Genomic DNA, 23439 nt, shown 5'->3' with positions numbered 1-23439 from the left:
TTCGAAATTCGCTCCGGCGATATCAGCCGGAGTAGAATTTCCAGACAGCCTTACACCATGCCGAGCGCGGCCTTGTAGAGATCGAGGATGGTTTCCTCTTCCTGGCGCTCGGCCTGGTCCTTCTTGCGCAGCCGGATGATCGACCGCATCGCCTTGGTGTCGAAGCCTGTGCCCTTGGCCTCGGCGAACACTTCCTTGATGTCGTCGGCGATGGTCTTCTTTTCTTCCTCGAGCCGCTCGATGCGCTCGATGAAAGCGCGCAACTGGCCGGCGGCAACAGTCTGGCTGGTATCTGTGATGTCGTCGGCCATGTTTTTTCTCCGCTACTTTTTAAGCACCGCGATTCTGGCGCGGTAAATTGGGAGCGGGTTCGATGCCCGAGCAGGCGCGGCGGGTCAAGCCATTATCGATGCTCCATCAACGGCTGCTGCCAGCCGTCCCAGTGTGATGGATCCGCGCGTCAGCCAAACGCGATCAACAGATCCTTCGCATCGATCTGATCGCCGGCCTTGACCAGCACTTCGGCCACTGTGCCGTCGCGCTCGGCATGCAGGGCCGTCTCCATCTTCATGGCTTCGATCGACAACAGCACGTCGCCGGCCTTGACCGCTTGGCCGGCGGCAACCGAAAGGGCGGAGACCACGCCCGGCATCGGCGCGCCGACATGCGCCTCGTTGCCGGGCTCCGCCTTGCGCCGAGCCTTGGCCGCCGAGGCGCCATGCGCCCTGTCCGGCACCCTGACGCGGCGCGGCTGTCCGTTGAGCTCGAAGAACACGGTGACCATGCCCTTCTCATCGACGTCGCCGATCGCAAGGCAGCGCACTACAAGCGTCTTGCCTTTTTCGATGTCCAGGAAGATCTCGTCTTCGGACTTCATGCCGTAGAAATAGGTCGGCGTCGGCAGCACACTGACCGGCCCGTAGGTTTCCTGCGCGGCGGCGAAGTCGGTAAACACTTTCGGATACATCAGCCAGGAGGCGAATTCGTACTCCGAGAGCTTGCGCTCCAGCTTTTGCTCGATCTCCTTGCGGCTGGCCTTGAGGTCGGCTGGCTTGAGCAGCGAGCCCGGCCGCACGGTGATCGGCTTGGTTTCCTTCAATGCCTTCTTCTGCAGCTTCGCAGGCCAGCCGCCGGGCGACTGGCCGAGATCGCCGCGCAGCATCGAGACGACCGAGTCCGGGAAGGCGATGTCCTTGGCCGGGTTTTCGACGTCGGCAACGGTCAGATCCTGGCTCACCATCATCAGCGCCATGTCGCCGACCACCTTGGACGACGGCGTCACCTTGACGATGTCACCGAACATCAAATTTACGTCGTGGTAGGCCTGGGCCACCTCGTGCCAACGCGTTTCCAACCCGAGCGAACGCGCCTGCTCCTTGAGGTTGGTGAACTGACCGCCCGGCATCTCGTGCAGGTAGACTTCCGAGGCTGGCCCCTTGAGATCGCTTTCGAAGGCCGCATACTGGTTGCGCACCGCTTCCCAGTAGAAGGAGATGTTGCGGATCCATTGCGGATCGAGGCCGGGATCGCGCTCGGTTCCCTTCAGCGCCTCGACGATCGAGCCCAGGCAAGGCTGCGAGGTGTTGCCGGAGAAGGAATCCATCGCCGCGTCGATGGCGTCGACGCCACTTTCCACGCCCGCCAGCACCGTCGCCGCCGACAGGCCTGACGTGTCGTGGGTGTGGAAATGGATCGGCAGGTCGGTGGCTTCGCGCAGCGCCTTGAACAGCACGCGGGCGGCGGCAGGCTTCAAAAGCCCGGCCATGTCCTTGACGGCGATGATATGGGCGCCGGCTGCCTGCAATTCTTTCGCCAACCCGACATAGTATTTAAGGTCGTATTTGGCGCGCGCCGGATCGAGGATGTCGCCGGTGTAGCAGATCGCCGCTTCGACCAGCTTGCCCTCCGCGCCCACCGCGTCCATGGCGACGCGCATATTCTCGACCCAGTTCAGGCAGTCGAAGACGCGGAACAGGTCGACCCCACCGGCCGCTGCCTGGCTGACGAAATGTTGCACGACATTGTCGGGATAGTTGGTGTAGCCGACGCCATTGGCGCCGCGCAGAAGCATCTGCAGCAAAAGGTTGGGGGCCGCTTCGCGCACTTTGCTCAACCGCTCCCACGGATCCTCGGTGAGGAAGCGCATGGCGACGTCGAAAGTGGCGCCGCCCCAGCATTCCAGCGACAGCAGCCGCGGCAGCGCGCGCGCATAGGTGCCGGCAATGCCGGCAATGTCATGCGTGCGCATGCGGGTGGCGAGCAGCGACTGGTGACCGTCGCGCATCGTCGTGTCGGTGACAAGCACCTCTTTTTGCTCACGCATCCAGGCAGCGAATTTCTCCGGCCCCAACGCGTCTAGCTTCTGCTTGCTGCCATCAGGCACATTGCCGTTGAGATAGGGCACGACAGGCGCTGCCGCATCGATCTTGGGCATCGGTCGGCCGCGGGTTTCGGGATGGCCGTTGACGCTGACGTCGGCCAGATAGTTGAGCAGCTTGGTGGCGCGATCCTGCCGCTTCACCTGCGCGAACAGCTCCGGCGTCGTGTCGATGAACCTGGTCGTGTAGGAATTGTCGGCGAAGCGCGGGTGGTTGATGATTGCCTCGAGGAAGGTGAGGTTCGTCGCCACGCCGCGGATGCGGAACTCGCGCAAGGCCCGGTTCATGCGGGCGATCGCCTCGCCCGGTGTCGGCGCCCAGGCAGTCACCTTCTCCAGCAGCGGATCGTAGAAGCGGGTGATGACCGCGCCCGAATAGGCGGTGCCGCCGTCGAGGCGGATGCCGAAACCGGCGGCTTCGCGATAAGCGGTGATGCGGCCGTAGTCCGGAATGAAACTATGCTCCGGATCCTCGGTCGTTATGCGGCACTGCAGCGCGTGACCGTTCAGCCTGATGTCGGCCTGCGCCGGCACGCCCGACTCTTTCGTGCCGATGGCAAAGCCGTCCAGTATGTGGATCTGCGCCTTGACGATGTCGATGCCGGTCACCTGCTCGGTGACGGTGTGCTCGACCTGGATGCGCGGATTGACCTCGATGAAGTAGAATTTGCCGGTGTCGGCGTCCTGCAGGAATTCCACCGTACCGGCGCCGATATAGCTGGTCTCGCGCGCGATCTTGAGCGCATAGCCGCAAAGCTCCTGGCGCAATGCCTCGCTGAGATAGGGCGCCGGCGCCCGTTCGACGACCTTCTGGTTGCGGCGCTGGATCGAGCAGTCGCGCTCGAACAGATGTACAGCGTTGCCATGCGTGTCGCCGAGCACCTGGACCTCGACATGGCGAGCGCGCTCGATCAGCTTTTCGAGATAGACCTCGTCCTTGCCGAAGGCGGCCTTGGCCTCGCGCTTGCCTTCCATCACCTCGCGGGCGAGGTCGGCTTCCGCGCGGATGGCGCGCATGCCGCGCCCGCCGCCGCCCCATGATGCCTTGAGCATCACCGGATAGCCGACTGTCTTGGCGAGCTGCTTGACTGCTTCCATGTCGTCCGGCAGCGGTTCGGTTGCCGGCACCACCGGCACGCCAACCTCGATGGCCAGATTGCGCGCGGCGACCTTGTTGCCGAGCCGGCGCATCGTGTCGGGCTTCGGTCCGATGAAGGTGATGCCGGCCTCGGCGCAGGCATCTGCGAATTCAGGGCTTTCCGACAGGAGGCCATAGCCCGGGTGGATGGCGTCGGCGCCGGACAGCCTGGCGACCCGGATCACTTCCTCGATCGACAGATAGCTTTCGATCGGCCCCATGTCCCTGGCCAGATGCGGCCCGCGCCCGACTTGGTAGCTTTCATCGGCCTTGAACCGATGAAGTGAATATTTGTCCTCCTCGGCCCAGATCGCCACGGTTTTGAGGCCGAGCTCGTTTGCCGCGCGAAAGACGCGGATGGCAATTTCGGACCTGTTGGCGACGAGGATCTTCGTGATGGCCAAGGAAGGAGGCTCCGGACAGGGAGGGATGGGGCGGAGGCATGATTAACGCGAAAATGCTGCAGTGCAACCAAAATCGAGGAGAGATTAAACCGATTTAAATGCGATTCTAGCACCACGGCTCGAAAAGCTGCGTGCGATTGGCGCCGCGAGGTGACGCTAATTGTCGTGCCCGCACAAATTCGACCCCGGCTAACGGCTTGTCCAGCCACCCTCGCTGCCGCCCTGTCACCAACAAAAATGCCCGGCGCGAGCGCCGGGCATTCCATAGAGCTGCGTTTCGAATTACGACTTCGGGAACCAGGAGATCTTGCCGTCCGGACCCTTCTTCCATTCGTACATGATGTAGCCCGGGAGCTTCGGATCGCCCTTCGCGTCATAGGCGAGATCGCCCAGAACGGTCTTGAACGGGCCCTTCTCGTGCAGCGCCTTGGCCACTTCCACGGGGTCGTTCGACTTGGCCACGGCAGCAGCCTCGGCGATCACCTGCATGGCGGCGTAGGAGTAGAGAGTGTAGGCTTCCGGCTCGAAGCCCTGAGCGCGGAACTTCTCGACCAGTGCCTTGTTCTCGGGGATCAGGCGCGGATCGGGACCGAAGGTGTTGAGCGTGCCGATAACCGCATCGCCGGCGATCGCAGCCAGCTCGTCGGTGACGATGCCGTCGCCCGACATCAGGGTAGCCTTGAGGCCCTGGTCCGCCGACTGGCGGATGATCAGGCCGGCTTCGGTATGCAGGCCGCCCCAATAGATCAGGGTAACACCGGCATCCTTCATCTTGGCAATCAGCGCCGAGAAGTCCTTGTCGCCGACATTGACGCCTTCGTACATGACTTCGGTCAGGCCGGCTGCGTTCATCGCCTTCTTGGTCTCGTCGGCAAGGCCCTGACCATAGGGGGTCTTGTCGTGGATGACGGCAACCTTGGCGTCCTTGAAGTTGGTCGCGATATAGCCGCCGGCGATGCCGCCCTGCTGGTCATCGCGTCCGCAGGTGCGGAACACGTTCCACAGGCCGCGCTCGGTGAATTTCGGGTTGGTCGCCGCAGGCGTCACTTCGACGATGTTGTTGTCGACGTAGACTTCCTGCGAAACCGGGATCGAGACGCCCGAGTTGAAGTGGCCGATCACGAACTTCACGCCGTCGCCGACGAACTTGTTGCCGACCGAAATGCCCTGCTTCGGATCGGAGACGTCGTCGCCGACTTCGAGCTTGATCTGCTCGCCGTTCATGCCGCCTGCTGCGTTGATGTCGGCAACGGCCGCTTCCGCACCCTTCTGCAGCTGCGCACCGAAGGCCGCATTCGGACCGGTGATCGGACCTGCGACGCCGACGATAACGTCAGCCCATGCATTGCCACCGAACGCGACAAGCGCGGTCAGGGCAACGGCGGACAAAAGTGATTTCTTCATTTAAACGCTCCCATTTACGAGGTGGGCGTGGATGAAACTTTCATGCGATGCCCACCCTTATCGCAGAAAGCGTACTTTGCCGATTTTCAGGCCCTTGTCACGCCGATTCATCCCCGGAACGGCGTTAATGATGAACGTCAACCTTTCGGTTTCCAGCTTAAGATCGAAGCCCGTTCGTAAAGCCAATTATACTGCGTCACCATCTGGTTCGTACGCGTGTATTGATAGCCGACAAACCCCAATATCATGAGCACGATTGTGTCCACGACATAGTATTGCAGCGAAAACATCGTGCCGCCGAACAAGGCATGATGGATGAACCTGATGCCGATGCCGAGACCCAGCAGATAGGCGAACAGCGCCGGCAGGCTGCGCCATGTCTGGGCGCTAGCCTTGCCGGTCATCCATGCCGCCCAGCCGCCGAGCAGACAGGTGACGAAGAAGAACTGCCAGATGGAAGGTTCCTCGTGAAGAATGCCTTGCATGATGAAGACTCCTAGCATGATCCCGAAAAGTTGCAGACTTTTCGGACAAAGGTCATGCGACAAACAAACAAGTTGGAGCGGAATACCGTATGCATACATTCCGCTCCAAAATCAGTGATGGCCGCCTTCGAGATAGGCCGCCCGCACTTCCGGATTGGCGAGCAATTCCTTGCCTGTGCCGCTCATGGTCACGTTGCCGTTGACCATGACATAGCCGCGCGTGGCGAGTTTGAGCGCGCCGAAGGCGTTCTGCTCGACCAGGAACACGGTCAGCCCTTGCGTGCGGTTCAGCTCGCGGATGGCATCGAAGATCTGCTTGACGATCAGCGGCGCCAGACCCAGTGACGGCTCGTCGAGCAGCAGCAGCTTCGGCCGCGCCATCAGCGCACGTCCGATCGACAGCATCTGCTGCTCGCCGCCCGACAGCGTGCCGCCGCGCTGGGCAATGCGCTCCTTGAGGCGCGGGAACAGCGCGAACACCTTCTCGGCATCTTCGTCATAGTGCTTGAGATTGTCGAGACCGGCGCCCATCTGCAGGTTTTCCATCACCGTCATGCGCGGGAAAATGCGCCTGCCTTCCGGCGACTGCGCAATGCGCATGCGGGCGATCTCGTGCGTCGGCATCTGGGTGATGTCGGTGCCGGCGAAAGTGATTGAGCCGGCACGAGCGCGCGGCGCACCGAAGATGGTCATCATCAGCGTCGACTTGCCGGCGCCGTTGGCGCCGATCAGCGCGACGATCTCGCCCTGGTTGACGTGGACATCGACGCCGTTCAGCGCCTTGATGTTGCCGTAGTAGGTCTCGACGCCCTTGATGTCGAGCAGCGTTGTCTCGGCCATCACTTACGCCCTCCGCGCGGCTTGCCTGTCGGGGATTTGGTGGCCGCCGGCTTGGACTTGGCCGTTAGACGCTCGGACGGTGCTCTTGGCGCGGAGTTGGCTCTTGTATCGTATTGGGTGGCCTTTGAAGCTCCCTTCGACACTGTGACCCGCTCGCCCTGGCTGTGGCCGATCGTGTCGCTTACCGGGCCGGCGAGATAGGAAGACGATGTGCCTGGTCCGTGAGCCGAATCCGGCCCGATGTCCAGCTGCTCGATGACGTCTTCATCGCCGACCTCGGTCAGCACCGTCTCGACCTCCTCGTCGTCGACGCCGAGATAGGCGGCGATGACGCGCGGGTCGGTACGCACCGATTGCGGGCTGCCGTCGGAAATCTTGCGGCCATATTCAAGCACCACGACATGGTCGGAAATCTGCATGACCACCGACATGTCATGTTCGATCAGCAGGATCGAGGTACTGCTCTTGATGTCCATCAGCAGCGAATTCAGCGCAGCCGACTCCTTCGGATTGAGACCGGCCGCAGGCTCGTCGAGGCACAGAAGTTCGGGCCCTGTGCACATGGCGCGCGCAATCTCGAGGCGCCGCTGCGCGCCATAGGGCAGGTCGCCGGCCGGATCGTCGGCGCGATCGACAAGATCGGCCTTCTCCAGCCAGTGCTTGGCAAGCTCCACCGATTCAGCCGAGGCCCTGCGGTAGCCGCCGATCCCGAACAGGCCCAGGATCGTATAGCCGGATGCCTTCATCAGCTTGTTGTGCTGGGCAACCAGCAGATTCTCCAGCAGCGTCATGCCCGAGAACAGGCGGATGTTCTGGAAGGTGCGGGCCACCTTGGCGCGCGCCGGGATCTCATGATTGGGCAGCCGTTCGAGCAGGAAGCTCGAGCCGTCGGCCCGGTTGAGCGTAATCATGCCTTCCGACGGCTTGTAGAAGCCGGTGATGCAATTGAAGACGGTGGTCTTGCCGGCGCCATTGGGTCCGATCAGCGCGGTGATCTCGCCGCGCTTGGCCTGGAACGACAGGTCGCCGATGGCGATCAGGCCGCCGAACTTCATCGAAAGATGCTCGACCTGGAGGATGGCGTCTTTCATACCCGGATTGGTCTTCTGAATGGAGGTCGCGCTCATCAGCCGTGCCCTTCCTTGGTGAAGGAGGAGGAGACCGCTTTTCGTTCACTGAGGAAGGCCGTCGGTTCACGGCTGCCGACAAAGCCGCGCGGCTTCCACAGCATGACGATGACCATCGCCATGCCGAACAAAAGCATGCGGTAAAGCTCCGGCGTGAAATCTTTTCCGAAGACACTTTTCAGGAAATCGAGTTCGCGCAGCGCCTCGGTGCCGCCGATCATCACTAGCGCCGCGACCGCGATGCCGACCAGCGAGCCCATGCCGCCGAGCACCACGATGGCCAGGATGATCGCCGATTCGAGGAAGACGAAGGATTCAGGGCTGACGAAGCCTTGCCGTGCGGCGAAGAAGGCGCCTGCAAATCCGCCGAACATGGCGCCGGTGGCAAAGGCGGTGAGCTTGGTGGTGGTGGTGTTGATGCCGAGCGAGCGGCAGGCAATCTCGTCCTCGCGCAGCGCCTCCCAGGCGCGGCCGACAGGCATGCGCCTGAGCCTGATGGTGACGAAGGCGGTCAGCAGCGCCAGCCCGAGAATCAGATAGTAGAGGAAGATCTTGTAGTAGGCGCTCGACTGGGCGATGTGCAGCACCTTGCCGATGTAGTTCGGGTCCGTCGAATTGAACGTCATCAGGCCGAAGAAGGTGACCTTCGGGATGCCGGAGATGCCGGCCGAGCCGTTGGTGACTTCACGCCAGTTGATCAGCACCAGGCGGATGATCTCGCCGAAGGCCAGCGTCACGATCGCTAGGTAATCGCCACGAAGCCTGAGCACCGGAAAGCCGAGCATAACGCCCCAGAAGGCGGCCATGGCGCCGGCGGCGGGCAGCAGGATCCAGAACGACAGGCCGTATTGCGAACCGAGCAACGCATAGGCATAGGCGCCGACCGCGTAAAAGGCGACGTAGCCGAGATCGAGCAGGCCGGCGAGGCCGACGACGATGTTCAGTCCCCAGGCCAGCATCACATAGATCAGGATCTGGATGCCGAAATTGTCGACCCACTTCAACGAGCCCTGCAGGCCGCCGGTTATCGACCACGCGTAGATCGACAGCACCACGACGACGAGGATCGGGTATAGCACCAGCGCCGCAATCCCGAGCTTGGTGAAATTGGCGTGGATGAAGGAGCGGAAATAGAAGATCACGCAAGCGAGCGCGTAAATGACGGCCAATGCGCGCAGGAACTGAAGGTAGCCGGCCAGATCGGGTCCCACCAACACCGGCAGGGCGCTGCCGAACGCAACCAGGACAACCGCCAGCACGACGGCGACGATGAAGGCCGGAAGCAGGAAGAAGCGCGACGCGACGCTCGCCGGCAACAGGCCGGTGGCGACATTGGTGATCTTCTGATTGGCCATGAACGGCTGGCCATATGCAATGTAGAAGAAGCGGCCAAGCATGGTCAGCACGACCACGGTGATGAGCAGCAACCAGCGCTGCACCAGGATCAGCTGGTTGCTTATGTTCTGGTCGGTCTTCAGGCCGATGAAGAGAATGAACAACCCCAGCGAGATGGCGCCGGCATAGAACGCTTCGCGCAATGCACGCTGCACGGGGGAGGCGACGGTGTCGCGCTCCGAGGATACGGAAACCGCCATTGTCTCAGACCTTTTCGACTTCTGGCCGGCCCAAAATGCCGGAAGGCAGGAAGATCAGCACGATCGCCAGGATCGAGAACGCCGCGACGTCCTTGTAGTCGATCGAGAAATACGCCGACCACATGCTCTCGATGAAGCCGATCAAAAGCCCGCCAAGCACCGCGCCCGGCAGAGACCCGATGCCGCCGAGAACGGCCGCGGTGAAGGCCTTGACCCCCGGCACAAAGCCGTCGGAAAAGGCGATGACGCCGTAATACATCAGGAACAACGTGCCCGCGACGGCCGCAAGCGCTGCACCCATGATAAAGGTGATCGAGATCGTACGGTCGACATCGACACCGAGCAGCGCCGCCATCTTGCGGTCCTGCTCGCACGCCCTTTGCGCCCGGCCGAGGGAAGTCCTGTTGACCAGGTACCAGAACAGCGCCAGCAGCAGGGCGGTGACGACGACGATGATGATCTGCTTCAGCGACACGCTGATGCCGTTGATGTTGTAGACTTGGCTGACCATCGGCGGGATCGGCTTGTTGCGCGGGCCTTGCGTCACCTGGATGAAGTTCGACAGCGCGATCGACATGCCGATGGCGGTGATCAGCGGCGCCAGCCGGAACGAACCGCGCAGCGGCCGGTAGGCCACCTTCTCGATCGTCCAGTTGTAGAGGCTGGTGAGCAGCATCGCCACGATCATCATGATCAGCAGCGCCAGGACGACCGGCACTGAATAGAACAAGGAGCCGAGGATGAGGAAGACGACGAGGGCGGCGAATGCCCCGACCATGAAAATGTCGCCGTGGGCGAAGTTGATCATGCCGATGATGCCGTAGACCATCGTGTAGCCGATTGCGATCAGCCCATAGATCGATCCCAGCGTCAGCCCATTGATAAGCTGCTGGACAAAGTACTGCATGTGTACATGGCTCCCCTGGAATGTCGCCCATGCAGACGCATTCCTTTTCGTATTTCCCCTAGTCGTAAAGTTTCGAGCCCGGATTGCAACGTGATTTTTCAAACGTCGAGCGTGTTTTGCCGGCACGCCTTCCGATTGCCCGTTTTTTTGCCCCCGACCCCTGGACTATCGCGGACCCTATCATTGGCATAACGCAATGTCTTTGACGATTCAGCCGGACCAGCGACCTCATTTCGAAGAAATCCCGGTCAAAATTCGATGATGAGACGAATCTTTGCGTTGTTGGCGGACTTCGTTTTTTTGCCACATTCCGTACTGACCAGCTGCAACATGGGTTACTTCCCGACTATGGCGGTGGATGCCTCGCCCAACGCGCTAACCTTTCGCTGACTGGTTTCGCCAAGAGGTCCCGCTCTGGGTCCAAGTCTTCGTCTCGGTGGATGATCGGCAGCCTACCGTATCACTTAACCACAAAACCGTGCGCGAACGGATCGCGGTCGTCGATGAATATGGTGTTCAGGCCGGTCATCCGCGCCCAGCCGCCGATCGAGGGAATGATGGCCGGCTTGCCGGCAACAGTGACGTCCTTCTCGACCTTGCCCTTGAACAGCGAGCCGATGATCGATTCGTGGACAAAACTGTCGCCGGCCTTGAGCTTGCCCTTGGCATGGAGCTGCGCCATGCGCGCCGAGGTGCCGGTGCCGCAAGGTGAGCGGTCGATCGCCTTGTCGCCATAGAAGACCGCGTTGCGCGCATCCGCGCCCGCCACTGTCGGCTCGCCGGTCCACAGCATGTGGGACAGCCGGTTGATGCCGGGGTTTTCCGGATGCACGAACGAGTACTTCTCGTTGAGCCGCTGCCGCACCACAGGGCTCCAGGCGACGAAATCGCCGGCGGAATAATCAGCCATGTCGCGAAAATTCGCCTGCGGCTCGACGATTGCGTAGAAATTGCCGCCATAGGCGACATCGACGGTGATCTCGCCAAGCTGCGGGCAGTCGACCGTCAGTCCCTCGGCATAAAGGAAGGACGGTACATTGGTGATGCGCACCTCCTCGACATAGTCGCCGACTTGCTTGTATTCGGCGATAACCAGCCCGGCCGGTGTGTCGAGCCGGAGCACGCCGGGTGTCTTCGGCTTGATCAGCCCATGTTCAATGGCCATCGTCACCGTGCCGATCGTGCCGTGGCCGCACATCGGCAGGCAGCCCGACGTCTCGATGAACAGGATGGCTATGTCGCAATCCTCGCGCGTCGGCGGATAGAGGATCGAGCCCGACATGACATCGTGGCCGCGCGGCTCGAACATCAGCCCGGTGCGGATCCAGTCATACTCCGCCAGGAAATGCGCCCGCCGCTCCATCATCGTCGACCCCTCGAGCAAGGGACCGCCGCCGGCGACCAGCCGCACCGGATTGCCGCAGGTATGGCCGTCGATGCAAAAGAAGGATTTTTTGGCCATGATTTCCTCGAACTCAAAACCGTTGCGGGCTGAAGGGAGCAAGATCGATCGGCGAAGTCTGCCCGAGAACAAGATCGCGGATCAAGCGGCCGGTGGCCGCCGCCTGGGTCAGGCCGAGATGGCCATGGCCGAAGGCGTAGACAACGTTGGGCGCGGTTCGCGCCGTGCCGATCACCGGCAGCGAATCCGGCAGCGACGGGCGATAGCCCATCCATTCGCGGCCACCTGACGCGTCCAGCCCCGGAAGGAACTGTCTGGCTTTTTCCAGCATGGCCTTCGAGCGCGCAAAATTCGGCGGCCGGTCGAGACCGCCCAACTCGACGGCGCCGCCGACGCGCAAGCCCGTGTCGAGTGGCGTGATGACGAAGCCATGGCCGGAAAAGATCAGCATCCGCTGCACGTCGAAAGCGGTCTTCGGCAGTGTGGTGTTGTAGCCGCGCTCGGTTTCGAGCGGGATGGTGTCGCCAAGCGCCTTCGCCAGCCGATGCGACCATGCCCCGGCGGCCACGACAAGATGTCTTGCCTGCCTGGTCGTGCCGTCGGTCAGCGCCAGCGTCGCGCCATCAGGATTGGCGGCGACGCGCTCTATGCGCGCCTTTTCGAAACGCGCGCCCAACCCTTCGGCATAGGCCCACACCCCCTTGCCGAGCAGTTTCGGATCGGCGACGGTCTTCCAGCCCGGCACGAAGGTGCCCTTGATGAAGCGCGGCGACAGTCCCGGCTGCAGCCGCGCCAGTTCGTCGCCTTCGACATGGCGAAAGCCGATGCCGAAGCGCTCGCGCGCCGCCCAGCCCGGCAGCCCGGCCTGAAATTCGGCCTCGCTTTCATAAAGCTCCAGCGAGCCGTCCTCGCGCAGCATCAGCCGCGTGCCGGAACGGTCGAGCAGGCCCATCCATTCAGCCTCGGCGAGCTTCATCATGCCTGCCTGAGCAGCAAGGCTCGCCTCATATTTTTCTGGTGCGCCAGCGCGCCAGAAGCGCAACAGCCAAGGCAACAGCTTCGGCAAGTAGGCCGGCGGGATGCTGAGTGGCCCGAGCGGATCGGCAAGCCATTTCGGCAAGTGCCGCATCATGCCCTTATGCGCCAGCGGCAGCACGTCGGAGAAGGCGAAGGCGGCGGCATTGCCGGAGCTCGTCTCCTCGCAGATGCCGGTGCGGTCGAAGACCGTGACGCTGCGCCCGGCCTCGGCCAGCATGGCCGCCGCGCAGATGCCGACAATGCCGCCACCGACAATGGCGATATCTACCCTCTCTCCCCGTTCACGGGGAGAAGGGGCCCGAAGGGCGGATGAGGGGCGGCGGCCCTCCTCTGTGTCCCTGGAATTTCCTTGCACGTCGGCGCTGCCCCTCATCCGGCTGCCGCCATCTTCTCCCCGTGAATGGGGAGAAGAAAGCCTTCAGAACTGCGGCAGCTTCGGCCGTACCGCCAGCGCGTCCTTGACGATCTTCTCGACCGCTTTGCGGCGCTCGCCCGACAGCGGCTGGCGCGGCATGCGCACGCGGTCATTTGTGTCGATCGCGAGCACTTCGGCAAGCTTGATGTTTTGGACCAGATAGGTCGAGACATCGAGATCGAGCAGCGGCCGGAACCAGCGGTAGATCGAAAGCGCCTCCTCGCGGCGGCCCTGCTTCATCAGCTGGTAGATGGCGACGGTCTCGCGCGGGAAGGCGACGACCAGACCCGCCACCCAGCCGATGGCGCCCACCGACAGCGCCTCGAAGGCGAGATTGTCGACGCCGGTGAACAGATCGTAGCGGTCGCCGAAGCGGTTGATGATCTCTGTCGAGCGGCGGATGTCGTCGGAGGACTCCTTGATGGCGACGAAGCGCTTGTCGGCGGCCAGTTCCTCCATCTGGTCGACGGTGACGTCGACGCGGTAGGCGAGGCGGTTGGAGTAGATCATCACCGGCAGGTCGCCGGCCTGAGCGACGGCGCGCAAGGCGGCGACCGTCTCTTCCGGGTTGGTGTGATAGATCGGGCTCGGCACCACCATCAGCCCGTTGGCGCCTTCCCGGCTCGCGCGCTTTGCGATGCTCGCCGCCTCGCGGGTGCCCGCCTCGTTGACCGTCAGCAGCACCGGCTTGTTGCCTGCAACTTTCTGGGCAGTCTTCAGCACCTCGATCTTCTCGTCATGCGACAGCATCGGCCCTTCGCCGAGCGAACCGCAGACGATGATACCGTCGCAGCCTGCCTCCATCTGCAAAGCAAAGCAGCGCTCCATCTCGGCATGATCGAGGCGGTCGTCATCAGTAAACTTGGTCGTGACGGCGGGAAAAACTCCGGTCCACATAATCGTCTCTCCATCTGATATATCAGCCGTATATCTATTTGAAAACCGGCTGTCAACGCGGAATTCGTTATGATATATGTAAGATATATCAGGAGCCCACCTTTGATATCCCGTGAGACAGCATACCCCGAGCCGGCCGCTGCCAAGGCCTACCATGTACTCGAGCATATGATCGTGACGTTGGAACTGGCGCCGGCGAGCTTCGTGACGGAAGGCGCGCTGATCGAAAAGCTGGCGCTCGGTCGTACGCCGGTCCGCGAAGCAATCCAGCGCCTCGCCTGGGAAGGACTGCTCGACGTCAGGCCACGCGCCGGAATCGCAATTGCCCCGCTTCATCCCGGCGACTGGCTGCGCGTGCTGGATGCCAGGCGCGGTGTCGAGGTGGTGCTGGCGCGCTCGGCCGCCCGCTTCGTCACCCGCGAGGCCGCCGACCTGTTTCATGAGGCAGCCCTTGCCATGCAGAAGGCCGTCATCTCGGGCAATGTGCTGGCCTTCATCCAGGCCGACAAGGCGCTCGACGAGGCCCTGGCGATGGCCGCCGACAACCCTTTTGCGGCCCGTCTGGCCGCGCCCCTGCAGACCCACAGCCGCCGCTTCTGGTTCCGCTACAAGGCCGACACAGGACTGGCCGAATCGGCCGAACACCACGTCGCGCTAATCCGCTCGATCCTGGCCGGTGACGAAGAGGCTGCCGCCAAGGACGCCAAACGCCTTATGGCACTGCTGCGCGGCCATGCCGAAGTGGCCGCCACACGCTGAACTCCGTCTCTGCTCCAGACTTCCGACCGGTCTTTATCAGGTGCCCGGCAAGACTGCGGCCATGGTCGCCCCGTCCCAGCCTTCGCCAGCCGTGATGATGCAGCTTTGGCCGTGTGTGTCGGTGGCCAGGATGGTCCAGGTGCCCTGGTCGGAGACGAATATCTCAAGCACCACATTTGGGTTCACCAGGCCACGAGCGGCTTGGTTTTCGTGGAACTTCTCGCCGAGCGCCTTGACCAAGTCGGTCCGCGCCGCGCATTGATCGGCTTTAGCCTGGGCGATGCCGGACATCGCGAACACCGCAAAGAACATCGCCGCCACAAGACGTCGTGTCATCTGACACCTCCTTGCGCCAGACGAGAACCCCGGCTGCTACCGGCGCTATTTTGATGGCCTGCACCACGGCAGGAATGCAATTTAAGGCAGATGACCGGCTCTTGGTTCCATCGCTTAAACGTGATGGCCAATGTCGGTTTCGTACAAAGAAAGGCCCGGGACGTTGAACCCAGGCCGTCTTGCCGATCTTCGAAATCGTCCGGTCAGTTCATCGTCGGGATGACGAACTCGGCACCGTCCTTGATGCCTGAGGGCCAGCGCGAGGTCACCGTCTTGGTCTTGGTGTAGAAGCGGAACGCGTCCGGACCATGCTGGTTGAGGTCGCCGAAGGACGACGCCTTCCAGCCGCCGAACGTGTAGTAAGCGATCGGAACTGGGATCGGCACGTTGATGCCGACCATGCCGACCTGGACGCGCGAAGCAAAATCACGAGCAGCATCCCCGTCACGGGTGAAGATGGCCACGCCATTGCCCATCTCATGATCGTTGGCGAGCTTGATGGCGCTCTCATAGGTCGGCGCACGCACCACCGACAGCACCGGACCAAAGATCTCTTCCTTGTAGATGCGCATGTCAGCCGTCACATTGTCGAACAGGCAGCCGCCCATATAGTAGCCATCCTCGTAGCCCTGCATGGAGAAGCCGCGGCCATCGACGACCAGCTTGGCGCCTTCCTTGACGCCGGTGTCGACATAGCCCTTGACGCGTTCCAATGCCTGCGCCGTCACCAGCGGGCCGAAATCGGCGGACGAATCCGTCGACGGGCCGACTTTGAGGCTTTCGACACGCGGGATGAGCTTTTCCATCAGCCGGTTGGCGGTGTCGTTGCCGACGGGAACGGCAACCGAGATCGCCATGCAGCGCTCGCCGGCCGAGCCGTAGCCCGCGCCGATCAGCGCATCGACGGTCTGGTCCATGTCGGCATCGGGCATGATGATCATGTGGTTCTTGGCGCCGCCGAAGCACTGCACGCGTTTTCCCGCGGCCGTGCCGCGCGAGTAGATGTAATGCGCGATCGGCGTCGAGCCGACAAAGCCGATAGCCTTGATATCAGGATCGTCGAGGATGGCGTCGACGACATCCTTGTCGCCATTGACGACGTTGAGAACGCCAGCCGGCAGGCCAGCCTCGAGGAACAGTTCGGCGATGCGCATCGGCACGCCAGGGTCACGCTCGGAAGGCTTCAGGATAAAGGCGTTGCCGCAGGCCAGCGCCGGGGCAATCTTCCACAGCGGGATCATCGCCGGGAAATTGAACGGGGTGATGCCGGCAACGACGCCAAGCGGCTGGCGCATCGAATAGACGTCGATGCCGGGGCCGGCGCCGTCGGTGAACTCGCCCTTCATCATGTGCGGCGCACCGATGCAGACTTCGACCACTTCGAGGCCGCGCTGGATGTCGCCCTTGGCGTCGGCGATGGTCTTGCCGTGCTCGCGCGCCAGGAGATCGGCCAGTTCGTCATAGTCGCGGGCAACCAGTTCAAGAAACTTCATCAGCACGCGCACACGCCGCTGCGGGTTGGTCGCAGCCCATTTGATCTGTGCTTCCTTGGCATTCAGGACAGCCGCACGCAGTTCCGCCGGCGAAGCCAGCGCCACCGTGCCGCGCACCGAGCCGTCCATGGGCTGCATGACGTCCTGCTTGCGCCCGCTGGTCCCGGCGACATGCTTGCCGCCGATGAAATGACCGTATTCGATCATGGTTTCTCTCCCTGAGTTTGTGATGGCGCATTCAACCCCTTTGCAGGCGCGAAGGCAACGCGAGGGGAAACGCAACCGTTGTGCAAGAAATAGACAACGAAGGACGAGTGTGCATTAATTGCCGCAAATTACAGATTGCTGAAAGGCCCGAAGCTTGCGCTCCGTCACACCCCCCTCTGTCCTGCCGGACATCTCCCCCGCAAGGGGGGAGATCAGATGTGGCTGCCGCCTTCGCAAATCTTCAACGCACCAAAAGAGACGCAGGTGGCGGAGCTGCCAATCTCCCTCCTTGCGGGGGAGATGGCCGGCAGGCCAGAGGGGGGTGGGCGGGAACGCCGCGTTCGCCGCTAGCCCGGACCACCCCCATGAACTGGGATGACGTCCGCATCTTCCTCGCCGTGGCCCGCGCCGGGCAGATCCTTGGCGCCGCCAAGCGGCTGGAACTCAATCACGCCACCGTCTCGCGCCGCATCGCAGCGCTTGAGGATGCGTTACGCACAAAACTGTTTCGCCGGCTTACCACCGGCAGCGAGCTGACGCCGGCCGGCCAGCGCTTTCTCGACATTGCCGAGCGTATGGAAGCCGACATGATCGCCGCGCGCTCCGCCGTGTCGGGCGAAGGCGACGATATCTCAGGCACCGTGCGCATCGGCGCGCCCGACGGGTTTGGCGTTGCATTCCTCGCCACGCGTCTTGGCGCGCTGACCGCGCTGCACCGCGAACTCACCATCCAGCTGGTGCCGGTGCCGCGCTCCTTCTCGCTGTCGCGGCGCGAGGCCGACATCGCCATCACCGTCGAGCGGCCGAGCGAAGGCAGGCTGGTGGCGGGAAAGCTGGTCGACTACACACTCGGCCTGTTTGCCTCGCGCGCCTATGCGCAGGCGCACGGCTTACCCGAGACCGCTGCCGAACTCGGCCAGCATACGCTGATCGGCTATGTCCCAGACCTGATCGTCAGCCCGTCGCTCGACTATGCGGCAGAGTTCAGCCCGGACTGGCGCACCAGCTTCGCCATCTCCTCAGCGCTGGGCCAGGCCGAAGCGGTGCGGTCGGGCGCCGGCATCGGCATCTTGCACACCTTTGTCGCCCGCTCGATGCCCGAGCTGATCCCCGTCAACATCGTGACGCCGATCCGCCGCGCCTACTGGCTGGTCTATCATGAATCGGTCCGGCCGCTGCGCCGCGTGCAGATCGTCGCCAACTTCATCACCAAGGCGGTCGAGAGAGAGCGCGGGCTGTTTGTCTGATGGCCGCGCCGCCTTGCCCTCGCCACAAAATCGGCCAGTGTGGCAACAAGCGCGATGTCGCCTATCATTAAGGATTGGCTGCGCCGGGTGGGACACTTTTTTGCAAAGCTGGTGCGGATCAAAATGCGAGCGGTGCTCGCCATCTTGCCGCTTGTCGCGCTTTCCGCCTGCGCCAATCCATGGACCGAAGTTCCGGAAGCCGAATTGCCCAAGCCGGTCCGCATCGCAATGGCCCGCCCGTCGCCTTTCGTCTTCGGCAATTACTGCGGTCCCGGCACCCGCACCGGCGACCTCTCGGCTCGCCCTGTCAATCGCCTCGACAGCGCCTGCCAAATCCATGACGCCTGCTACATCGCGCGCCATAATCATTGCGACTGCGACGGCGCGCTCGTCGCCTCGGCAAAGGCGATCCGTGATGACAAGACAGCGCCGAAAAAGATGCGCGGCGAGGCCGAGCTTTTGATCGCCACTTTCGCGCTTCCCGTCTGTAAGGTGTTTCCGCATGGCTTCCTGCCGCCGCGCGATCCGGCTGAACTGAAGACGATGAACGGTGCGACCGGATGAACCGCGCCATCTGCCTGGCCTTGGCCGGGCTGGGGCTGGCGGCCCTTGCCGGCTGCGCCGCCCCGATCCGGCACAGCTGCGATTTCTTCCCCGATGCGAAGGATTGCGGCCGGCCGTCGGTATCGGCCGGCACGCCCGGACCGCAGACTGCAGCAGCAGCGTTTTTCGGCGATGCCGGTGCCAGCGACTATGAAAGGCAGTTTCTGGCGCTGCTCGCCCACAACCAGATCGGCGCCATCGACAGGGCGAACGGCACCGGTCCGTTCGGACATGACCGCCACGCCATCGCCAACCGCGATTTCCAGGCCACCTACCGGACGCTGGAACGGCTGGCGAAGCCGGTTACCGCCGAACAGATGCCGGCAGTGAGCGGCACAGCCGGCGAAGGCCATTTCAACGGCCGTTGGCGCGTGTCGCGGCAGACGCTCTATGTCAACGCCGCCGCGCGGCCCTCCGCGCCAAAGACGTTCAGCTTTTCCGGCCTGCAGGCGCGCTCGATCGAGATCGTGATGCGCCAGGCGGGAAAGCAGCCGGTTGAGATATCGGGCGCCTGCGACGGGGCGCTGGCGATTCGCGCCGGCGGTGGCTCGCGCAGCGTGGCGAACGGTGCCGCCTTCCGCCTCCGCCTGTCGGCCGGGCAAACCGCCAGCCTGTTCCCCAGCGATGGTTTGAACCGCTGCAGTCTCAAGCTCAGCTCCAGTCTGGCGCCGGCAGGCGCCCCGCTCACCATCCTGCGCGAAGAGGTTGCCTATCCGGCGATAGCCGCGCTCGACAGCCGCTACGAGCGTTGTCCAGTGCCCGGTCCATCCGGCCTGGATGAACTCGCCCGCGTCTTCTACGCCGGCGGCTGGCTGTCGCAGAGCTGTTCGCTGCCGCTCGGGTCACCGCGCCTGTTACGCAAGTCGCGCGACGGCTTCAACGCCAAGGTCGAAGCGCTGCTCGGCGCGCCTTTACCCGACAGCGCCTTCGACAAGGCCGACCCCGAACTGCCGCTCGATTTCTCGCGCGCGCCGAAACTCAAGCTGGTCTATCTGTCGTCGCTGGAGTTCAAGGCCGATTTTTCCGGCCGCGTCATCGAGCGGCTGATCCGCCATCACGCAGCCCTCGGCACCAAAGTGCGCATCATGGTCACAGACGTGCTGGAGCGCGACAAGGACGATGCCCTGCTGCACCGGCTGGCGGCCGATTATCCCAATGTCGAGTTGCAGGAATATCGCTGGCGGGCCGACCACGGCGCGCCGGTCGACGAGCAGCTGTCGCAGCTGCACAAGACTCATCACGTCAAGATGCTGGCGACACTTGCCGAGGATCCCGCCCGCTCGCGCGTCATCATCGGCGGCCGCAACATTCATGACGGCTTCCTGTTCCACAAGCCGATCGACTTGTCGCGCTATCCGAACCTCGAGCAATACGGCAAGACCGACGGCCTCTCGCTCAACTACTATTCGAACTGGAGCGATTTCGACATCGAGTTTGCCGACCCGGCCACGGTCGAGACGCTGGCCGCGCATCTCTCGACATTGTGGCTGCGCGACGCCGACACCAACATCGCAAGACCCTTCTCCATTCCGGTGCGCTCCGACAGCCGGCGCCCGCCGGGCACGGTGCGCCATTTCATTTCCGTGCCCTACGAGGACAACCATGCGCTCGAGACCTATTTCGTCGAGCTGATCGACACTGCCCGGCACCATATCGAGATCGTCAATCCCTACCTTAATCTGACGCCGAAGCTCAGCCTGGCCATCGAGCGGGCGCTGGCGCGCGGCGTCAGGATCGACATTGTCGGCCGCATCGACCTCAAGGGCGATATTGGCGGCAAGCTGCTGACCGCGCTCAACAAGCTGTTCGTCGAGAAATATGGCGACCGCATCAACATCCGCGAATTCAAGGCGCCCGATGTCGTGCTGCACTCCAAGATCATGATGATCGACGAAAGGCTGGTGACGATCTCGTCGGTCAATCTCAACAACCGCAGTTTCTTCCACGATCTGGAGAACGGCATGACGGTGCTCGACCCTGCCTTCTACGCCAGGATGCAGCCGGTCTACGACGACTATGTCGCCCATTCGAATCCGGTATCGACCAAGGTAATGATCCCCTGGGCCTACCGGTGGCTGTTCTCGAAGGGCTGGGTGAAGGAGGCGTTTTGAGAGGCTGGCGAGGCTGAAGGAATGCCGTTCTGTAGCGATCCTTTACACCCCCTCTGTCCGGTAGGACAGAGGGGGTGCTGGCCCGCGAGCTTTAAAAAGCACCCCTACCTCAAATACCGCTCCGGCCCCAGCTCCCGCACATCGATATCAGGCACCTTGCTGGAGATGATGTCGGACAGCACCTTGGCCGAGCCGCAGGCCATGGTCCAGCCAAGCGTGCCGTGCCCGGTGTTGAGATAGAGGTTGGAGAACTCGGTGCGGCCGACCAGCGGCGGCCCGTCCGGCGTCATCGGCCGCAGCCCGCACCAGAAGGACGCCGCCTTGAGGTCGCCGCCATCCGGGAACAGATCGCCGACCGAATGTTCGAGGGTGCGCCGGCGCGATTCATGCAGCCTGAGATCGAAGCCGGAAATCTCCGCCGTGCCGCCGACGCGGATGCGGTCGCCGAGCCTGGTGATCGCCACCTTGTAGGTTTCGTCCATTACCGTCGACACCGGGGCGGCGACCGCGTCCTTGATCGGAACGGTGATCGAATAGCCTTTGACCGGATAGACCGGGATCGGGCGCCTGAGCAGGCGCATGAAGCGCGCCGAATAGCTGCCCAGCGCCAGCACATAAGCGTCGGCCGCGCGCGAGCGCTGGTCGGTGCCGACGCTGACGATGCGATTGCGGTTCTTGGAGAAGCGCCGGATCTGCGTGCCGTACTCGAACGTGACGCCGCGCGCCACGCAGAGCTCGGCCAGCCGATCGGTGAACATCTTGCAGTCGCCAGTTTCGTCGCCGGGCAATCTCAGCCCGCCGACAAACTTTTCCCGCACGCCGGCCAGCGCAGGTTCGGCGCCAATGCAGCCTTCGGGATCGAGCAACTCGTAGGGAACGCCATATTTCTTCAGCACCTCTACATCGCCGCCGGTGCCGTCGAGTTGCTTTTGCGTGCGAAACAGCTGCAGCGTGCCCTTGGTCCGCTCGTCATAAGCGATGCCGGTCGCCTCGCGCAGCGCCTTCAGCGTGTCGCGGCTGTATTCGGCGAGCGGCACCATGCGCGCCTTGTTGATGGCGTAGCGATCCGCGGTGCAATTGCGCAGCATCTTGATGAGCCATGTCCACATATACGGATCGAAGGCCGGCCGCACCACCAGCGGGCCGTGCTTCATCAACAGCCACTTGATTGCCTTCAGCGGGATGCCGGGGCCGGCCCAGGGCGAAGCATAGCCCGGCGAGATCTCGCCGGCATTGGCGAAGCTGGTTTCCAGCGCCGGCCCTTTCTGGCGGTCGAACACCGTCACCTCGTGGCCGGCCTCGGCGAGATAATAGGCAGTGGTGACCCCGATAACGCCGCCGCCCAACACGAAGATCTTCATCGCATCACTCTCCACGACGACTTCCGTCAGAGGGCCGCCGCCTCCTGTCTGCCGGATTCTGCGGCGTCCGCCAAGGGGCGGCGTGTCGCGGCTCTATTCGTTGATATAGCGGCGGTGGAAGCGGGGGCCGAGACTGGTCAGGATTTCATAACCGATCGTGCCGGCATGACCGGCGGCGTCATCGACGCTCTGCGAGGGGCCTAGCAGTTCGACAAGGTCACCCTCTCGCAGCCGGCCGGCCGGCAGGGCCGAGATGTCAAGTATGATCGAATCCATCGACACCCGCCCGACAAAGGGCAGTCGCACGCCGTCGAGCCAGGCAGCCGAAGCCGCGCGCCGGTGCCAGCCATCGGCATAGCCGAGCGAGATCGTGGCCGCGCGCAAGGGACCGCTGGCCAGAAACGCATGTCCGTAGCCGACGCCCGCGCCCTTATCGATGCCGCGTGTCTGGATGATCTTTGCCTCGAGCCGCACCACCGGTAGCATCGGGTTCGCCTCATCAGGCGTCGGATTGATGCCGTAGAGCGCAGCGCCCGGACGCGCGAGGTCGTACTGATAGCGCGGCCCAAGAAAGATGCCGGAGGAATTGTCCAGCGACGCCGGCGCCTTGGGCAGCATTTTGCGCAGCCGTTCGAACTCCCTGAGTTGCGCGTCATTGGCCGCATTGGTCGGTTCGTCGGCACGGGCCAGATGGCTCATGACGAGGACGACATCGACGCCGGCGAAAGCATCGGCCGTAAGCGCCTCGACCTCTGCCGGCGCCATGCCCAGCCGCGACATGCCGCTGTCGACCTGGATGGCGGCCTTGAGCTTGCGGCCGGCCTTTTGGCCTGCCTCGCTCCACGCCTTCAGTTGCCCGGTGCTGTTGATGACGGGAATAAGGTCGGCGGCCACCGCTTCAGGTTCCGAGCCCGGCGGCAGGCCATTCAGCACATGGATTTCCAGCTTCGGTCCGAGTGCGTCGCGCAGCGCGACACCCTCGGTGAGATGCGCGACAAAGAAGCTGTCGCAGCCTTCGGCAACCAGTGCCGCCGCCACTTGCCGCGCGCCGAGCCCGTAGCCGTCGGCCTTGACGACGCCGGCGCAGCGCACGCCGCCGAGCTTCGCGTTCAGCCGCCGGTAATTCTCTCGGATAGCGCCGAGATCGATGGTGAGAATGGCGCCGGCCGCCGCTTCGCTGATCGTATCTTTGGCTTTATGCATTGCAGACCCGCTGAAGTCGGCGCTGCCCCTCATTGTCCTGCCGGATATTTCTCCCCGTCCCTATACGGGGAGTTGAAGAGCGGTCCGCGT

General features: G+C 63.1%; 18 protein-coding genes and 1 pseudogene. 4 read left to right on the top strand and 15 right to left on the bottom strand.

Features of this window, described 5'->3' with window-relative positions:
- Window positions 1–50: 50 nt before the first annotated feature.
- From NKI35_RS22400 to NKI35_RS22350, 11 genes and pseudogenes are all read right to left on the bottom strand, one after another.
- Complete coding sequence (locus tag NKI35_RS22400; protein WP_023668722.1) at window positions 51–311, bottom strand: DUF2312 domain-containing protein; 261 nt, start codon at window positions 309–311, stop codon at window positions 51–53.
- A gap of 149 nt (window positions 312–460) precedes the next feature.
- Window positions 461–3919: a pyruvate carboxylase gene (gene pyc, locus NKI35_RS22395; RefSeq protein WP_352741521.1), complete on the bottom strand. Its 3459-nt coding sequence runs from the start codon at window positions 3917–3919 to the stop codon at window positions 461–463.
- Window positions 3920–4201: 282 nt separating this feature from the next.
- Complete coding sequence (locus NKI35_RS22390; protein ID WP_023668720.1) at window positions 4202–5323, bottom strand: branched-chain amino acid ABC transporter substrate-binding protein; 1122 nt, start codon at window positions 5321–5323, stop codon at window positions 4202–4204.
- A 137-nt stretch (window positions 5324–5460) separates the two neighbouring features.
- A complete protein-coding gene (locus NKI35_RS22385) occupies window positions 5461–5808 on the bottom strand; it encodes a DUF6867 family protein (protein WP_023668719.1) in 348 nt (115 codons plus the stop codon).
- Between the two features lie 111 nt (window positions 5809–5919).
- The gene (locus NKI35_RS22380) at window positions 5920–6648 is read right to left on the bottom strand and encodes an ABC transporter ATP-binding protein (RefSeq protein WP_023668718.1); all 729 of its coding nucleotides are present in this window, start codon (window positions 6646–6648) and stop codon (window positions 5920–5922) included.
- A gap of 20 nt (window positions 6649–6668) precedes the next feature.
- Window positions 6669–7775 (bottom strand): annotated as a pseudogene (locus NKI35_RS22375) (ABC transporter ATP-binding protein); the annotation flags it as partial.
- Window positions 7775–9370, bottom strand: coding sequence for a high-affinity branched-chain amino acid ABC transporter permease LivM (gene livM, locus NKI35_RS22370; RefSeq protein ID WP_023668716.1), 1596 nt, complete (start codon window positions 9368–9370; stop codon window positions 7775–7777). The pseudogene NKI35_RS22375 and the gene livM, both read right to left, overlap by 1 nt.
- Before the next feature lie 4 nt (window positions 9371–9374).
- Window positions 9375–10277: a branched-chain amino acid ABC transporter permease gene (locus NKI35_RS22365; RefSeq protein ID WP_023668715.1), complete on the bottom strand. Its 903-nt coding sequence runs from the start codon at window positions 10275–10277 to the stop codon at window positions 9375–9377.
- A 460-nt stretch (window positions 10278–10737) separates the two neighbouring features.
- Window positions 10738–11739, bottom strand: coding sequence for a 4-hydroxyproline epimerase (locus tag NKI35_RS22360; protein WP_352741520.1), 1002 nt, complete (start codon window positions 11737–11739; stop codon window positions 10738–10740).
- Window positions 11740–11752: 13 nt separating this feature from the next.
- The gene (locus tag NKI35_RS22355; protein ID WP_352741519.1) at window positions 11753–13090 is read right to left on the bottom strand and encodes an NAD(P)/FAD-dependent oxidoreductase; all 1338 of its coding nucleotides are present in this window, start codon (window positions 13088–13090) and stop codon (window positions 11753–11755) included.
- A 45-nt stretch (window positions 13091–13135) separates the two neighbouring features.
- Window positions 13136–14029, bottom strand: a complete 894-nt coding sequence (locus tag NKI35_RS22350) for a dihydrodipicolinate synthase family protein (protein ID WP_023700249.1) — start codon at window positions 14027–14029, stop codon at window positions 13136–13138.
- A 69-nt stretch (window positions 14030–14098) separates the two neighbouring features.
- Between NKI35_RS22350 and NKI35_RS22345 the strand changes: the two genes are divergently transcribed.
- Window positions 14099–14788, top strand: coding sequence for a GntR family transcriptional regulator (locus NKI35_RS22345; RefSeq protein ID WP_352741518.1), 690 nt, complete (start codon window positions 14099–14101; stop codon window positions 14786–14788).
- Between the two features lie 36 nt (window positions 14789–14824).
- Here the strand turns inward: NKI35_RS22345 and NKI35_RS22340 are convergent, their stop codons facing one another.
- On the bottom strand, window positions 14825–15124 hold the full coding sequence (locus NKI35_RS22340; RefSeq protein WP_023688917.1) for a hypothetical protein: 300 nt from the start codon (window positions 15122–15124) through the stop codon (window positions 14825–14827).
- Window positions 15125–15327: 203 nt separating this feature from the next.
- A complete protein-coding gene (locus tag NKI35_RS22335; protein WP_023698411.1) occupies window positions 15328–16824 on the bottom strand; it encodes a CoA-acylating methylmalonate-semialdehyde dehydrogenase in 1497 nt (498 codons plus the stop codon).
- A gap of 365 nt (window positions 16825–17189) precedes the next feature.
- Between NKI35_RS22335 and NKI35_RS22330 the strand changes: the two genes are divergently transcribed.
- The 3 genes from NKI35_RS22330 (at window position 17190) to NKI35_RS22320 (ending at window position 20785) form a co-directional block, all read left to right on the top strand.
- Window positions 17190–18071, top strand: coding sequence for a LysR family transcriptional regulator (locus tag NKI35_RS22330; protein WP_023806585.1), 882 nt, complete (start codon window positions 17190–17192; stop codon window positions 18069–18071).
- Between the two features lie 123 nt (window positions 18072–18194).
- Window positions 18195–18635 (top strand): phospholipase A2 family protein, encoded by a 441-nt coding sequence (locus tag NKI35_RS22325; RefSeq protein WP_352741547.1) that lies wholly within the window; start codon window positions 18195–18197, stop codon window positions 18633–18635.
- Window positions 18632–20785, top strand: coding sequence for a phospholipase D-like domain-containing protein (locus NKI35_RS22320; RefSeq protein ID WP_352741517.1), 2154 nt, complete (start codon window positions 18632–18634; stop codon window positions 20783–20785). Before NKI35_RS22325 ends, NKI35_RS22320 begins: the two co-directional genes overlap by 4 nt.
- A gap of 104 nt (window positions 20786–20889) precedes the next feature.
- Here NKI35_RS22320 and NKI35_RS22315 read toward each other — a convergent pair whose 3' ends face one another.
- Window positions 20890–22146 (bottom strand): D-amino acid dehydrogenase, encoded by a 1257-nt coding sequence (locus tag NKI35_RS22315; RefSeq protein ID WP_023668705.1) that lies wholly within the window; start codon window positions 22144–22146, stop codon window positions 20890–20892.
- Window positions 22147–22239: 93 nt separating this feature from the next.
- A complete protein-coding gene (gene alr, locus NKI35_RS22310; protein WP_352741516.1) occupies window positions 22240–23349 on the bottom strand; it encodes an alanine racemase in 1110 nt (369 codons plus the stop codon).
- Window positions 23350–23439 lie beyond the last annotated feature (90 nt).

It is taken from the genome of Mesorhizobium sp. M0676 (assembly GCF_040320535.1).
Classification (GTDB): Bacteria; Pseudomonadota; Alphaproteobacteria; order Rhizobiales; family Rhizobiaceae; genus Mesorhizobium.
This window is presented reverse-complemented; position numbering and strand designations above follow the sequence as displayed.

Coding starts and splice junctions, on each gene's coding strand:
- NKI35_RS22400 (WP_023668722.1), bottom strand. CDS start 311: ATGGCCGACGACATCACAGATACCAGCCAGACTGTTGCCGCCGGCCAG.
- NKI35_RS22390 (WP_023668720.1), bottom strand. CDS start 5,323: ATGAAGAAATCACTTTTGTCCGCCGTTGCCCTGACCGCGCTTGTCGCG.
- NKI35_RS22385 (WP_023668719.1), bottom strand. CDS start 5,808: ATGCAAGGCATTCTTCACGAGGAACCTTCCATCTGGCAGTTCTTCTTC.
- NKI35_RS22380 (WP_023668718.1), bottom strand. CDS start 6,648: ATGGCCGAGACAACGCTGCTCGACATCAAGGGCGTCGAGACCTACTAC.
- livM (WP_023668716.1), bottom strand. CDS start 9,370: ATGGCGGTTTCCGTATCCTCGGAGCGCGACACCGTCGCCTCCCCCGTG.
- NKI35_RS22365 (WP_023668715.1), bottom strand. CDS start 10,277: ATGCAGTACTTTGTCCAGCAGCTTATCAATGGGCTGACGCTGGGATCG.
- NKI35_RS22360 (WP_352741520.1), bottom strand. CDS start 11,739: ATGGCCAAAAAATCCTTCTTTTGCATCGACGGCCATACCTGCGGCAAT.
- NKI35_RS22355 (WP_352741519.1), bottom strand. CDS start 13,090: ATGAGGGGCAGCGCCGACGTGCAAGGAAATTCCAGGGACACAGAGGAG.
- NKI35_RS22350 (WP_023700249.1), bottom strand. CDS start 14,029: ATGTGGACCGGAGTTTTTCCCGCCGTCACGACCAAGTTTACTGATGAC.
- NKI35_RS22345 (WP_352741518.1), top strand. CDS start 14,099: ATGATATATGTAAGATATATCAGGAGCCCACCTTTGATATCCCGTGAG.
- NKI35_RS22340 (WP_023688917.1), bottom strand. CDS start 15,124: ATGACACGACGTCTTGTGGCGGCGATGTTCTTTGCGGTGTTCGCGATG.
- NKI35_RS22335 (WP_023698411.1), bottom strand. CDS start 16,824: ATGATCGAATACGGTCATTTCATCGGCGGCAAGCATGTCGCCGGGACC.
- NKI35_RS22330 (WP_023806585.1), top strand. CDS start 17,190: ATGAACTGGGATGACGTCCGCATCTTCCTCGCCGTGGCCCGCGCCGGG.
- NKI35_RS22325 (WP_352741547.1), top strand. CDS start 18,195: ATGCGAGCGGTGCTCGCCATCTTGCCGCTTGTCGCGCTTTCCGCCTGC.
- NKI35_RS22320 (WP_352741517.1), top strand. CDS start 18,632: ATGAACCGCGCCATCTGCCTGGCCTTGGCCGGGCTGGGGCTGGCGGCC.
- NKI35_RS22315 (WP_023668705.1), bottom strand. CDS start 22,146: ATGAAGATCTTCGTGTTGGGCGGCGGCGTTATCGGGGTCACCACTGCC.
- alr (WP_352741516.1), bottom strand. CDS start 23,349: ATGCATAAAGCCAAAGATACGATCAGCGAAGCGGCGGCCGGCGCCATT.